Annotated in this window: 8 protein-coding genes; 3 read left to right on the forward strand and 5 right to left on the reverse strand. The window is 52.5% G+C overall.

Translation table 11 applies throughout. The annotated features are described in order from the left end of the window. Positions 1-263: 263 nt before the first annotated feature. Both HYD27_RS00485 and HYD27_RS00490 read left to right on the forward strand, forming a co-directional pair. On the forward strand, positions 264-2,039 hold the full coding sequence (locus tag HYD27_RS00485; protein ID WP_228744843.1) for a sensor histidine kinase: 1,776 nt from the start codon (positions 264-266) through the stop codon (positions 2,037-2,039). Between the two features lie 29 nt (positions 2,040-2,068). Beyond that, positions 2,069-3,688, forward strand: coding sequence for an AraC family transcriptional regulator (locus HYD27_RS00490; protein ID WP_219210286.1), 1,620 nt, complete (start codon positions 2,069-2,071; stop codon positions 3,686-3,688). 112 nt (positions 3,689-3,800) lie between these two features. Here the strand turns inward: HYD27_RS00490 and HYD27_RS00495 are convergent, their stop codons facing one another. The 4 genes from HYD27_RS00495 to HYD27_RS00510 form a co-directional block, all read right to left on the reverse strand. After that, on the reverse strand, positions 3,801-4,604 hold the full coding sequence (locus HYD27_RS00495) for a pyruvate, water dikinase regulatory protein (protein WP_220101451.1): 804 nt from the start codon (positions 4,602-4,604) through the stop codon (positions 3,801-3,803). Positions 4,605-4,651: 47 nt separating this feature from the next. After that, entirely contained in the window at positions 4,652-7,327 is a 2,676-nt protein-coding gene (gene ppdK / locus HYD27_RS00500) for a pyruvate, phosphate dikinase (protein ID WP_220101452.1), read from the reverse strand. Between the two features lie 1,294 nt (positions 7,328-8,621). After that, positions 8,622-9,986 carry an FAD-dependent oxidoreductase gene (locus tag HYD27_RS00505; protein ID WP_219210287.1) on the reverse strand — a complete coding sequence of 455 codons (1,365 nt, stop codon included), beginning with the start codon at positions 9,984-9,986 and terminating at the stop codon, positions 8,622-8,624. 199 nt (positions 9,987-10,185) lie between these two features. Next, positions 10,186-11,121: an AraC family transcriptional regulator gene (locus tag HYD27_RS00510; protein WP_219210288.1), complete on the reverse strand. Its 936-nt coding sequence runs from the start codon at positions 11,119-11,121 to the stop codon at positions 10,186-10,188. A 594-nt stretch (positions 11,122-11,715) separates the two neighbouring features. On the opposite strand from HYD27_RS00510, the gene HYD27_RS00515 reads away from it, so the two are divergent. Then, complete coding sequence (locus HYD27_RS00515; protein ID WP_219210289.1) at positions 11,716-12,744, forward strand: substrate-binding domain-containing protein; 1,029 nt, start codon at positions 11,716-11,718, stop codon at positions 12,742-12,744. A 73-nt stretch (positions 12,745-12,817) separates the two neighbouring features. Here the strand turns inward: HYD27_RS00515 and HYD27_RS00520 are convergent, their stop codons facing one another. Then, positions 12,818-14,827 (reverse strand): discoidin domain-containing protein, encoded by a 2,010-nt coding sequence (locus HYD27_RS00520; RefSeq protein WP_219210292.1) that lies wholly within the window; start codon positions 14,825-14,827, stop codon positions 12,818-12,820. Positions 14,828-14,877: the final 50 nt, after the last annotated feature.

A 14,877-nucleotide genomic window follows, 5' to 3' on the forward strand; every position in this document is an offset into this window, starting at 1 on the left:
TCAACGTCCCCTTTTCCTTCTGATGGTTTACATGACCGGCTCATCCGGCCTATTTCAAAGTTTAATGCTTTCCCGGCAGGAATGGCATGTATTTTCAAACAAAGATCCTTCACTTTTCTGTGCTCTTGCATACCGCCCGCTTCAAACCTGTAATATCCTATTTAAAACCTGTAAAATCCTCAGCTTATGCGCCATGCTCTGTTTTGACCGGCGGGAATATGCTATGTTAATGATGAAAACGCTTTATAGAATGCAGAGGAGGGTTGGCAACGGTACGAAAATCCACCATTAAAAGCCGCATTATTCTGATCATGACCCTATTTGCGCTGCTGATCGCCGTATTGTTATCCTTTTTCAGCTACGAACTGATTACCTATTACCAGCGCAAAACAACCATACAGGCAACCGAGTTCAATCTCCAGCTGGTTTCCCATATCATTGAGCAGGATTTGCTAAATCTGTCCGCGCTGGCGATGACCTGCAGCACCAATTCGTCTACGAATGCCCTGCTCAAGGATTATTTTGTGTCGCCGCAGGCGAGCGCCAAGGACGCTGTGAATGTATTCAACTCCATGCAGGAGGATTTTCGGATGAACCGCTCCAACGGGTACGTCCGCCGGCTGATTGTTAAAGGCAACAACGGAAAATTTCTGCAGGTGGATAATTCCGTAAGTGCCTCAATTCCGCTCACCATACACAACATCGGCCAGATTTCCGCCCTTAATGCAGAAGGTGTAGAGGAATGGGATCAGGTGATCAGGGACCCGCTCTCCACCACGAACGGAATCCCTTTTGTATTGCCCATATACGGAGATAGGGCTTCCCGAATTGGCACTGTTTATCTGCTTGCCAATACCTCTGTAATTACCGACAAGCTGAAAGGGTATTCCCTGCCGGCGGGCTCCCGGCTGCTGCTGGCGCTTGGCGGGCATCATTACCAGCTCATCGGTGACCAGGTGCTTGCCATTACCGGGCCTTATGAACCGGTCGCCTATACCGATGACAAACCCGTCGGCCCGCAAACCGAGCTGTCCATGATCAAGCTGGAGGACGGCGAGAGCCGGATTACCGTATCTTATCCGGTACGCAGCGGCGTGATTCTGTCGCAGACGTTATCGGGTGACCAGTTCGCTCCCAAAACAAATATATGGATTCTTGTGATGCTCGGCGTTTGTCTGCTGGTTATCGTCTCAAGCGGCATCATTACCCTGTATCTGACCCGTACCATCAGTCTTCCGGTGGAGAAATTAAAAAAGCGGATCGACAAGATTGCCCAGGGCAACTTCCTGCTCGACCGCAATATTGAATGGAACAGCGAGCTCGGCGATGTCGGAAGGGGGATCAACCGTCTGTCCCAGGACATCGTTGCGCTAATGGACAGCCAGCTTGCTGACGAGAAGCAGAAGCAGGAGCTGGAATACCGGATGCTGCAGAGTCAGATCAATCCCCACTTCCTGTACAACACGCTGAACTCCATCAAATGGATGGCTACGATTCAGAATGCCACCGGCATCGCGGAAATGACGACCTCTCTGTCCAGACTGCTGCGCAGCATCGCCAAAGACAACCGGAGGCTGCTGCCGCTGAAAGATGAGCTGAGCCTGCTTGATGACTATTTTCTGATTCAAAAATACCGGTATGGCAGCACAATCACTATGGAACAGAGGATCGGCAACGAGGAGCTTCTCACAGGCCTGATTCCCCGCTTCACGCTCCAGCCCCTGATTGAGAACGCCATCTTCCATGGCATTGAGCCCAAAGGCAGAGGCCATATTCTCATTACGGTGGCAAAAAGCGGGTATGCCGATATTCTCGTTACAATAGAAGACAACGGTGTCGGCATGAAGGAAGAGCAAATTTCCACCATTCTGTCGGAACCGGAGAACGGGGCCAAGGGAATGTTCGGGAATCTCGGGCTCCGCAGCGTAAATGAGCGCCTGCACCTGGCATTTGGAGAGAATTACGGCCTGTCGATTGAGAGTGAAATGGACCGCTATACGATTATGAAGATTCTGATGCCGTTCCTCCAGAAGGATTAGCCCGCAAATTTGGCGAGGATGTGATGAGCTTGATTAAATTGTTGATCGCAGATGACGAAGCTCTCGTCTGTATCGGTTTGCAGTCCATGCTGAAATGGGAGCAATTCAACATTGAGATCGCCGGTATCGCACACAACGGCGCCCAGGAAGAACAAATGATTGACACCCTTCGCCCGGACATCGTGATCAGCGATATCAAAATGCCCATTAAGAGCGGCTTGGAGGTTGCCGGGTCGGTACGCAAAAAATATGGCCGGCTGCCGCTGTTCATTATGTTGACCAGCTATGAAGAATTTGAATACGCGCGCGGAGCCATAGAAGTGCAGGCCACAGATTACCTGGTGAAGCTGGAGCTGACTCCGGAGGCGCTGGCCGGATCCATCCGGAGGGCCATTTCCATTCTGGAGGCTTACCGGACCATGGAAAGCTACCCAAACCTCGTTCACCGCGGCAATCTCCAGGCCCAGCGCGATAAGTTCTTCATCCGGCTGTTCAATAACCTGTTCGAAAATAAAAACCAGTATCTTCTGCAGAAAGAAGATTTGGACGTTGATCTGTCTGAGCCCGCCTACCTGGTCTGCACCTGCCGCATTCTGGGTCCGGACAGCGTGCCGCCGCGCGGGGATAAGCTGATCGCCTTATGCTCAAGCACCGTGCAAATGGCTAAGGATACACTCACTTCTGTGCGGCCTTGCTATGTAACCAGCCTGGACCTGCGCAATTTCGCCGTGGCGCTGCCCGTAGCGGGGACGGACCCGCGGGACTGGATGCCCGAGATAGAACAGCAGCTCGCAGACATGGCCTTGGTTCTGCACAACTATTTCAATGTAACGATCATCGGCGCAATCGGTTTTGCGGTCGAGGACCCTTATTTGCTGCGGGAGAGCTATCTCGCAGCCCGCAAGGCGCTGCCGGCTGCGGTTAAAGAACGCTCCTTCGTGTTCTTCACGGAAGGCGAGTCTCTGGAGCAGGACCATACGCTGTTCGATTTTTCCGAATCGCGTTCGGAGATCCGCCGTGCTTTTGAAGAAATGGATACCCGCGCCTTATACACCATCATCTCCAAAATGATCGAAATCTTTGAGGGCCGGCCCGACCTGCTGGTGCCCGCCACGGATGCCGCCTGCAACATCCTGTACATGGCCACCTCACTGCTCGCGGACGGCGAGAATATAGTCGAGCAGATTTTCGAGAATGAACCGGAGGGCTACCGGGCCATCTACCAGATGCATACCACCCAAGAGATCGCCGGCTGGCTGATCCGTTTCCGGGACGGCTGCTCAGACATCCTCTCCACCCGGAGACAGAGCTACAAGGAGCAGATCGTCAGGAATGTCCAGGAATATATCAAAAGAAATCTCGGCAGCAAGCTTTCGCTCAACCAGGTGGCGGATGTCTTCAATTTCAGTCCCAATTACCTGAGCCATCTCTTCTCCAAGGTCGCCAAGGTCAACTATGTGGAATATATCACGGAGACCAAAATCGCCGCGGCCAAAGAGATGATGGTCCGCGGCGAAGGCCGCATCTACGAGATTTCGCAGAAGCTCGGTTATGAAAGCGCCTTTTATTTCAGCAAGGTGTTCAAGAAAGTGACCGGAGTTTCTCCCCGGGACTACATCCAGCAGATCGAGGCAGGCCTTGAGTCCTGAGGACACCGCGCAGACCTGCAAATGCCGCCGGCCGGCGGCATCACCATGCTTTTGATATTCTGAGGTTAGGTCTGTTTATTGCAGCGCTGGTGGATTCCAGCCCTCTGCTGCATCACACGCCTTGCAGGCAGTCAATAATCAGCCCCGAGGTTTCTTCGATGGATTTGTCGGTCACGTTGATCACCCTGCAGCCGAGCTTCTTCATAAGTGTCTCCGCATACTCGAATTCCTCTACGATGCGGTGCCCTGCGGCGTAATCCGCATCAGAATTCAGACCAAGCGACCGCAAGCGTTCCATACGGATTTTGAGAATGGAATCCAGGTCCATGGTCAGCCCGAAGATGAGGCGGTTCGATATTCGGAACAGCTCCGCCGGTGCTTTGGACTCCGGTGTCAGGGGATAATTCGCCACTTTATAGCCCTTGTGCGCCATATAGATGCTTAGCGGTGTTTTGGATGTGCGCGAGACACCGATCAGTACGATCTCAGCCAGCATAAGTCCGCGCGGGTCTTTGCCATCATCGTATTTAACCGCGAACTCCATCGCTTCCACCCGCCGGTAGTAGCTCTCGTTCAGCCGATGCTCCAGTGTCTGCCGGTTAAGTGCCGCTTCGGCAAAGGTGCTGGAGATGGCACCGGTAACCGGACTCATAACATCCACCGCCTGCACCCCCTGCAGACCGGCTTCCTGCACCATCAGATGATTCAGCCCGGGCTGGCTGATCGTGTAGATAATGGGCGCATTTCTCTCGGCCGCGATGCGTACCGCTTCCCGGATTTCCCGCTCGCCGGTGATATGGCTGAAGCGCTTAATCCGGACAAGTCCGGTGTTGAACTGCCGCAATGCTGCATTTACAACAGATTCGGCGGTTTCGCCAACCGCATCCGAGCATATCAGTATCCATTTCTCCTGCAAGATTTCAATCACATCCCCATTCAGGCTGCGGCAATCCCTGCTTCACCTCACACTACTTCAGCATCCAGGCGCTGCCGGTTCATATCCGCATTAAGGGCGGCCTGGGCTGCGGCAATCCGCGCAAACGGCACGCGGTAAGGCGAGCAGCTTACGTAATCAAGGCCTATCTCATGGCAAAATAAAATGGAGGCCCTTTCTCCGCCGTGCTCCCCGCAAATGCCCGTTTTCAGGAAAGGCTTCACCGCTCTCCCCTGGGTCACCGCCCATTCAATAAGCTTCCCTACTCCATCTTGATCGAGCACTTGAAACGGGTTATCGTTCAAAACCTTTTGCTCCATGTAAGTATTCATGAATCCGCTCTCTGCGTCATCCCGGCTGTAGCCAAAGGTCATTTGGGTCAAGTCATTTGTGCCGAAGGAGAAGAAATCGGCATACTTTGCGATACTGTCCGCGAGCAGGGCCGCGCGCGGGACCTCAATCATAGTGCCTACCTTATAGCTGAACCCTTTGAATTCTCCGCACATCACCTGACCGGCGATATTATCCACCAGCTCACGCATCTGCTTCAGCTCATTCGGATGGCCTACGAGCGGGATCATGATCTCCGGACGGACTTTCACCCCCTTGTGCAAGGAACGCTCTGCCGCCTTGAATATGGCCTCGACCTGCATATCGTATATCTCCGGGTATAAAATTCCCAGCCGGACTCCGCGCAGCCCCAGCATCGGATTAACCTCCCGCAAGCTGTATACCTTCTTGATCGTGTTGCTTACCTGCTCCAGCTCTTCTCCCGTTCCGGGAGAGAGCGCCAGCTGCTGCTCCCGCTCCTTCAGCTGCTCCAGATTAGGCAAAAATTCATGCAATGGAGGGTCCAGCAAACGGATCGTAACCGGCAGGCCATCCATGGACTGAAACATCGCCTCAAAGTCCGATTGCTGCATCGGGAGCAGCCGGTCCAAATGCAGCTGGCGTTCTTCCAGGGAATCGGCCAGTATCATAGCCTGCACAATCGGCAGGCGGCTGCCGGCAAAGAACATATGCTCGGTGCGGCATAAGCCAATGCCTTCCGCCCCGAACTCACGCGCCTTGCCGGCATCCGCAGGCGTGTCTGCATTGCTGTATATTTGCAATGACCGGATAGTATCGGCATACTCCAGCAGCTTCAGCAGCTCCGGGGTTATCTCCGGCTCGTTCAGAGACAGGCTGCCCCGGAATACCTGGCCCAGCGAGGCATCGAGTGAAATCTCTTCCCCTTCCTGAAAGGTCAAGCCGCCGATTGTCGCCGACCGCAGCTCTTCATTGATGCTCAGAGTCTCGCAGCCGCATACACAAGGAGTGCCCATTCCTCTCGTCACTACCGCCGCATGGCTGGTCATCCCGCCCCGGCTGGTCAGCACGCCCTCCGCTGCGATAATTCCATGAATGTCATCCAGGGAGGTTTCTGCCGTAACCAGAATAACCTTTCCGCCATTCTTGGCCCAATGCTCTGCCGTATCAGAGTCCAGGGCGATCCTGCCGCTGGCTGCGCCGGGCGATGCCGGCAGCCCCCGGGCAATCGGAACAGGCGACATGGAGTAGTCTATGGAGCGGTGCAGCAGCTGGTCAAGATGGGCCGGCTCAATCCGGCGGATGGCCTCCTTCTGGTCAATAATGCCTTCTTCCACAAGGTCAGCGGCTATTTTGACGGAGGCTTGTGCCGTTCTTTTGCCGCTGCGGGTCTGCAGCAGGTATAACACGCCTTTTTCCACAGTGAATTCGATATCCTGCATATCCCGGTAATGTCCCTCCAGCAAAAGGGCCAGTTCTTCCAGATGCTCATGCACTTGCGGCTGCTCCTTGTGAAGCTCTGCGATATCCTTCGGCGTACGTACTCCGGCAACTACGTCTTCCCCCTGGGCATTCAGCAAATATTCACCGTACAATTCCTTGACGCCTGTTGATGGATTGCGGGTAAACAGCACTCCCGTACCGCTGTCATTCCCGAGGTTGCCAAAAACCATGGCCTGGATATTCACCGCAGTGCCCTGTTCGTCCGGAATGCCGTAAGCCTTGCGGTAGACCTTGGCCCGCACATTGTTCCAACTGCGGAATACCGCCTCCACTGCCAGTTTGAGCTGGCTATGCACATTCTGCGGAAAGCTCTGTCCGGTACGGTCCTCCACAAGCCGCTTATAATTGGAGATCAGCTCCTTGAACTCCTCTGCGGTGATTTCCTGATCACTGGCTCTGGCATATTTACGTTTATTCTGCTCCAGCAGCCGTTCGAAATGAATGGAGTCAATCCCCAGCACCACATCTCCAAACATCTGGATAAACCGGCGGTAGCAGTCATACGCAAAGGCTTCGTTGCCCGTTCGCGCCGCAAGGCCCAGAACCGTTGCATCATTAAGTCCAAGATTTAAAATGGTATCCATCATGCCGGGCATGGAGGCTACTGAACCCGAGCGCACCGAAACCAGCAGAGGCTGCTGTTCATCTCCGAATCCGGCGGCCTGCGCTTCCTCGATCCTTGTCAAAGCCTGCCCGATCTCCTGCAGCAGCTCCTCCGGCATGATGCAGCCGGATGCATAATACGCCCGGCAGGCCTCTGTCGTTATTGTAAATCCGCAGGGAATCGGCAGGCCCAGCCTAGTCATCTCTGCAAGGTTTGCTCCCTTGCCTCCAAGCAGCATTTTCATTTCCGCATTGCCATCCTCAAACGGGTAGACCTTTTTTGTCACCAATTGAATTCCTCCACATCATTTAGTATAAATTCGTTAAATAGTGCGTGTTAATCAAAGATGTAATTATACTTTTACACGATATGAAGAAAATAATCAATATATATTACGTATTATATTATAAATTATTTTATTTATGACGTATTATTACGATTGTGAGATGGCTAAATACACTTCCGGCTCTGCCGAGTGTCTGGCGGCCCGTCTATTGATGCTCTGCAGGACAAAACAGCTATGCCGTCCTTGGCTGGACAGCGCAGCTGTTTGGGATTCCAGGTGTAAGTTTGCCAGCTGAAAGCCGGTGGGAAGCCACCCAAGCGGAAAAAGTTAACTTCATCTTCTCTACAATCCTTTTTCGCAAGCGTTAGCGGGAAAAAGGATACCTAATCCATCCGTTCTCTCCCTTTCAGAGGAATACGCCTGCATTAAGATGAACTTGAACCATTCATCCAAAAGGCAGCCATTTTAGTGGTAAAAAGGATAACTAATCCACCTCATTCGGAGACTGGATCATCCCTAATGGGAAAAAGTACAACTAATTCGGCTGAAATCAGCTGTATGGAGGTAGCGGGCCTCCATTAAGTGTACAAAATCCCACTAAATCCTGTTAAATCCAGAATTCCAGCCCATTAGTGTTACTTTTTCCACTTCGCTTCCGTTCTCTATGAATCTCTTCCTTGCCTTCCATCAGCTTGTTCAGGTTCGCCGGTTCATTGCATATAAGCCGGTTCCATTCATATACATTAAGTTTCTTTATTGTGTTTTTTAAAGATTATAGCCCCCCCTCCCGCTTAAACAGCGGAGCGGATGGACGGACCCGCGGAACAGCGGAGCGGTCGCCTGGGTCTCCGGATTTTCACCGCTAAGAGACTGCGACGAAATAAAATACCGCTACATTGTTGACAAAACTCCCAAAACCGTGGAGATTTTGTCAACAAAAGCGGCTACTAATTTCCTCGCAGCTCCTAAGGGGAATGAAATAAATCTGGAGAGCACAGCGACCCAGGACAACGCTCCGTTCGCGGAGCCGTCCACTCCAAAAGCCTGCGTATATCCTGCGCAAAATAACCCCACAAAGCGGGGCCTTGGCTTCGATGATGACTCAGGTACTTTGCGGGGACCCCAAAACATATAAATTCTTATCTTTCAAGTGGAAACGGCTTCGCCGTCCTTGTAAAGGACGGGGTGTTTCAGCGAGAAATAGAAGGATTATATTTTTTTAAAAACCCCTTCGATAAAACGAAGAGGTTGTAAATAGCCTTCATATGCAGTTGTACATTAGTTGTACACTTGAGCTTTATACCCGGACCTTCCCATTCTCATGTGCTTCTCCCAGCCAGGCTCCCTGCTCCACAAGGGTTTGCTGCAGCCGGGGGACGTCCACCTCACGGGATGTGCACCCCCCGGCTCCGGCAGCCAGTGCCGCAGCCGTCCCGGCTGCCTGCCCCATAGCGAAGCAGTTCGGCATCACCCGCAGAGAGCCTTGAACCACCCGGTCCGAGGAAGCGGCTCTTCCCGGAACCCAGAGATTATCCACCCCCTTGGGCAGGAGGCAGCGGTAAGGAACGCCATGAGACTGCCCGTCCGGTAAATGGTGGATACGGATATTCTCCTTGCTCGTAGCCATATGGACATCAATGAAATAGGCATTTCGGGCAATGTCATCGGGAAAGCTGCGCATCTCCAGAAAGTCTTCCGCCTGCAGCACGTAATCCCCCTGGATTCTTCTCGTTTCACGAATTCCGAGCTGCTCCCCGGTGGCTATAACATGGGCATTCTCGAAGCCCGGCACGTATTTACGCAGAAATTCCACCTGGATACCGACAAGCTTTCTTCCTTCGATGGCTCCCCGGGTTAAATCTTCCGCTTTGGTGCCGTCCACACCAAAAATATGCCCAAAGTTCACCCCAACCAGATCATCCGCCAGCCAGGCGAACCCGGATACCTCCTTGCGGCCTTCCGGCAGATCCCCGTTTTGCTGGGCCTTTGTAACCGCAGCATGGATTTGAAAATTATCTCCGCTGTCCTTCAAGTACTGCAGAAACCGCTTCTTGTCCGTACGGGCCAGCAGATAACACATTGTTCCGGGTTGAAGCTCGCCCTTCTCCCCGCCCTTTAGAAAGGGCGCCCCAGCCTTTGCCGCAATATCCCCATCTCCTGTAGCATCGATTACATATTGGCATTTCACAACGGAACAGCCCGATTTATTGGCAATGACCACGCCTTCTATACAGGATTTGTCCTTGCTCCTGATTACGTCGATTACCATCGTATGAAACAGAATTTGCGCGCCGCTCTGCAGGACGGCATCATCGTAAACCCGCTTCAGCACCTCCGCGTCAATAGGCACCCAATCCAGCACACTCCCATAATTCTGACGGTAATCCGCCGGACAGTTACGCTTCATTTGCTCCAGCAGCTCCAGTCCGATTCCGCGAACGACCGGTTTCTCATGATCGGTGTAGGGACAAAAGGCCGGCACCAGGGAAACGGTGCCCATGCCTCCGAGAAACCCCCTTTGTTCAAGAATCAGGACCTTCATTCCATTCCGGGCAGCAGCAATGGCAGCAGCAATTCCGGCGGGCCCCCCGCCGGCCACCAGCAAGTCCGTTTCCGCCGACACCGGCAATTCCCGCTGCGGAAATCTGAACACAGTCTCCATCTTTTTCATCCTCTCCTCATCGGCACAGTAAGGCTCAAGCCCAACCCAAAATCATCTTTGTTCAGGTTTACCTTATCCTAAAAAGGAATCTTTGTTTAGTTATCATTTGGTTTACATTTCTGTGCCGGATGAAAGGAAACAGCCCTCTGGAACGGGCAGGGCGGAAACACCGTCCGGCAATGATTAATGCAGGCTCCGCTCAAAGCCCGCTCTTCCGGTGCATGGTCCGGTAATGACCGGGCGGAACTCCGGCCAGCCGCTTGAAGCTACGGCAAAAATGCGATAAATCCTGAAATCCGGAGGCCGCGGCAACCTCGGTCAGCGGCAAGGTTCCGGCTTCCAGCAGCTCTTTGGCCCGGTTAATCCGGTAAGCCATTAAATATTCCTTGATTGCGAGGCCAATCTCCTGTTTGAATATCCGGTGCAGATAGGAGCGGGACAGATGGAAATAACGGGACATCTCTTCCAGCCGGAAGCTGTCTCTGTAGTTGCCGGCAATGTATGCAATCATTTGCTCCGATAACTGCTTCATCCTTGCATCGGCCGGACGGGAGGGCAACTGCCCGGACACCGGGCGGATCAAGACCGCGAACAGCCGGAGCACAAGACTTTGCACCGCCAGGGTATAGCCTTCTTGCCTGTCTGCCAGTTCGCCTTCCAATTGCCGCATAATCTCTTGGACGCTCTCCAGCCGGCCAATGTTCAACTGCCATAAGAGCGATCCGTCTCTCTCGCCGGGCAGCCATTCGCGGACCAGTTGTCCTGCGGAATGATCCACCTGGCAGAGTCTGTCCAGATAGCTCTTGTCAACGGAAAGAATCAGCCGGTGCAGCGGCCGGCCTCCGGTCGACCTGGGCATATGCAGCACGGACGGATTGACAATAACCAGACTGCCCCCATTGATTTCGTATATGTTATTACCGGCAATAAACCTGCCGCTGCCGTTCAGGCAGAGATAGCATTCATAGCCCGAATGTGAATGCGGCGCCGGCTGCAGGATTTCACTGCACCGCTGCACGCATTGTACAGGGAAATCCGCAAGCGCCCTGTCGGTAAGATGATCGACGACGCAGGGTTCCTGCTCCCCGGAGGGGGCGGCAGACAGCGGCTCCGGACAAGTCTCTGAATGTTCCATGCTGGGTATCCCACGCTTTCCCGTCATTTAAAATGCAAGGGTACAGCTGCTCCATGGAAGCGGTTATGTGTATCGTTCAGGAGATTTTATGCTGTTCAAGGTTTATATTATCACCACAGAAAGAAATCGGAAAAGGATTTATCTTGAGCCGGCCAAGAACGAATTCAGCCTCCGCTAAAGCTTCTCACGAAGCTGTTGCCGGCGGCTGACAGCTCTGTGCCGGAATAGTATCAGTGCTGTAAAAACCCGTTTTTCATAATCAAAAACAAGCTGGCGTTTAGTTATATTTTGGTTTACATTTTAAACATGTACAAGTGGAAACGGCTTCGCCGTCCTTATAAGGACGGTATCCGTTTCAGCGAGAAAGATAAGGCTAATTTTTACGTGAAACATATAAACCTGAATTTCGAAAGTAAGTATCCACAAATCATCTAAAAGCTCTACACGAAGGGATTTCTTGCTAAAAATAGCTTGCACCAAATGGGCGAAGGAAAAAGAGGGTTTATCCCTTGTCCTTTCTGGATTTGTTCAATTCACTTTCGAAATTCAGGATAAATTCTTATCTTTTAACAAAAAGGAGGCTTAACCATACCAATGAGCCGGAAAAAAGTCACTTTACAGCAGCTGGCAGCCGAGCTGGGACTAAGCCGGATGACCGTCTCCAAGGCGCTGCGCGGCTTGCCGGGAATGTCGCTGGAGACGCGCAGAGAGGTGCTGGAGCTGGCGCAGAAGATAGGCTACCGCACCCGGGAGCAGGTGGACAGCGGACTGCTTGAACGGACATCGCTGGCAGCCATCCGCCAGCGCCGCTTTTTCATTGTGCTGGAAGATCAGTCCTCAGGGCCAAACAGCATTCATATGGAGCTGATTAAAGGCCTGAATGAGGGCTACCGGGGAACAGGCTGTCTGGTAACGCCGCTGTTCCTTCCTCCCGCACTGCCGGCGGGCGCTGCTCCTTTTGCCGGTTGGGCTGAAGACAGCGGACTTCTGTATGCGGACGGAATTTTTATTCCGCCGATGATCCTGCCTGATATTGAGCAGCTGCTGCTGCAGCTCCCGCTTCCCCGTGTCCTGATTAATTTCCCGCCTTCCGGGGCTGCGGCAGACAGCGTAATTTGGGATGTGTATGATTCCGTCCGGCAGGGTGTAGGCAGATTGGCGGCCAAAAGTCCCAGCCGTATTCTTTATGTAGGCGATACCAGCAGCACCAGAGGCTTTCGCCTTCGCTGGTCCGCCTTTCTGGATGCGATGGACGGACTGGGAATCCGCGTAGACCCGGCGCAGCATCTCACCTTTCCCTTTAGTCCCGAATACCCCTGGCAGCAGCGCTTCCAGCAGCTGCTCCAGCCGGGCGTCCCCTATGCCATCCTTAATACGATTGAAGGCAACCTGCCCTGGGTCCATTATTTGTGTACTCAGGCCGGCTTGCAGATTCCGGACCCCTGTTCGCTTGTGACCCTCGATGTCAAGCAGACCCAGGAATACGCGGGCGTCGATTATTTCTATATGCCGGTGCAGGAAACCGGCTCCCGCGCAGCGGACCTGATGCTCTGGAGAATTGCCAATCCGCACCGTCCCTATGAACATGTCAGGATACAGGGGCATTTTCTTTCCAGGCCTTAAACACCGTCGAAGTTCAGCGAACGCCAAAGCAGCCGGCTGTATACCTGCCGGCTGCTTGCTAAATTTTAAAGGCTCAATATATCTTAATCGAGCTGGTCAGATCATTGAAGCCATCATCTGACAAGGAAGCATCATCGGCCGTTTTTGTAACCTTGGCTCCCCCAAAATTATTATCCTCATACAGCTCTACGGTACAGCCGCCAAACACCTTCAAGGAAGTGATGCTGTCGTTCGCTATTCCTGCTTCCTGAAGCTGGGCTAATGTGTAATTGCCTTTGGGCAGTGTAACTGCAGTCCCCGCATAACCCCCATCCTTATAGAACGTTGCTCCTGCCGACAAACCGTAGGCTTCAAATTCATAAATTCTGGCGGCAGTGTTTCCGCTGCTCGCTGCGGCATCCGTTATATACAGCCTTAGGTACCTTCCGAAGATATTGACATTGTGCGTTGTAACATTGGCTTTGTTGTCAGTAACATTCACCGCATCCGTCCATGTCGTGCCATCCAGGCTGTACTGTATCTGGTAGGCAACTGTATTGTAGCCTGCAGCCTCCCCGCCGCTGGCGGCATGCTTGACGACGAACTGGTATACATTATTCACCTGCCCCAGATCCACCTTCAGCCAATGCGGCTCGGCTCCCGATGCGCACCATTTGGTGCTCATAGATCCGTCTGAGGCCAGAACCGTCTCTTCGCCGGTGTTATGCGCATCTGCTGTCAGTGCGCCGGTGGACACAACATTCAAATTGTCGTACAGCTCAATCTCCGCAATCTGAAGGCTTGTTCCGTTGCGGCTTGTCATGTTCAGCCTGTAATATTCATAAGCTGCCGTGTTGCTGAATTTATACTCCTTGACCTGGTACCTGGCGTCAAAGGTCTGGTTGCTCCGGGTATCGACCGTTGTCCAGTTGGCGCCGTCATTGGAGCCATGCAACGTCCAGCTTTGGGGGTCCCTCTCCGGATAGTCATTGGCTGATGTCAGCTTATATCGGTTAATGGCAAATTCACTCCCGTTGGCAAAACGATACTGGAGCCATACATTTGTGCCATGAGGTGTATAATATTTGGTCTTGTTGGAATTGTCAAAAGCCTTGGCCGCTTCTTCACCGGCCGGACTGTCCGTATACAGGGCGGATACCGTTCCGCCGCTGCCGCGGTCAGGCGAAGGTTCACCAGTCAAAGGAATATCCATGTTCAATTCCACCGGATAATGGTCGGACGGGTATAAGCCGTTCTCGGAATACCGGTCGATCGCTATGGAGTTTATGCGAATTCCATTGCGGTGAAAAATCCAGTCGATATGCTCATTAGGAATGTCCGTCTCATCCGTCCATCCATGGCCGGTTGAATCATCCGTCCATGTTTTCCCGGCCTGAACCCAGGTATCCTCAAAATCCGAGTTCTGGATAATGCTGTAGGCAGCGGTGGTTTCCGAGGAATTCAGATCACCGCCGATAAATACGGGAACATTGTCAGCGGTTACATATTTCTTTATCCGGTCAATAATCAGGTTTGCGCTTTGCTGCTTGGCCGCCTCCACGAGCGAAAAATGCGTGTTGAAGTAGTAAAAAACGGCTCTGCTGTTCCCTTTAGCCTGAAATTTCGCCCATGTGGCGACCCTTGGCCAAGTGGAATCATAGGAGCTGTAGCTTCCGGGTACGTCCGGGGTATCGCTCAGCCAGAATTGTCCGCTTTCCAAAACTGTGAATTTATCCGTTCTGTACATGATGTTGGAATACTCATCGGTTGTGTTGCCAAACCGTGATACGCCAATGGAAGCATAGCTGTTGTTCAAATTGCTTATAAAATAGTCTATCTGCGTTTGGAACGCTTCCTGCATTCCTATGATATCGGGACCAAAACCATTGATGACATTTACGGCTCTTCCCTTTCTGTTATCCCACGAATTCACAGTCCCGTCATCTCCATGCAAATTTCTGATGTTGAAGGACATCAGCTTTACATTGTACTCGTCTGAGCCTGTTGCATGCACTTTGTTAGCAGAGAGCATTCCCACACTTAGGCTTGTCATAAAAACTGCTGCGAGGGCCAATCTGATCCACTTCATTTTACTTTTTTTCATCATTTCACTCCCTTTTTGGATTTCAGCTTAATTGTGCGCCCTGTACTCTG

Origin of the sequence: Paenibacillus sp. S150 (assembly GCF_019352175.1) — a bacterium.
GTDB lineage: Bacteria > Bacillota > Bacilli > Paenibacillales > Paenibacillaceae > Paenibacillus_AQ.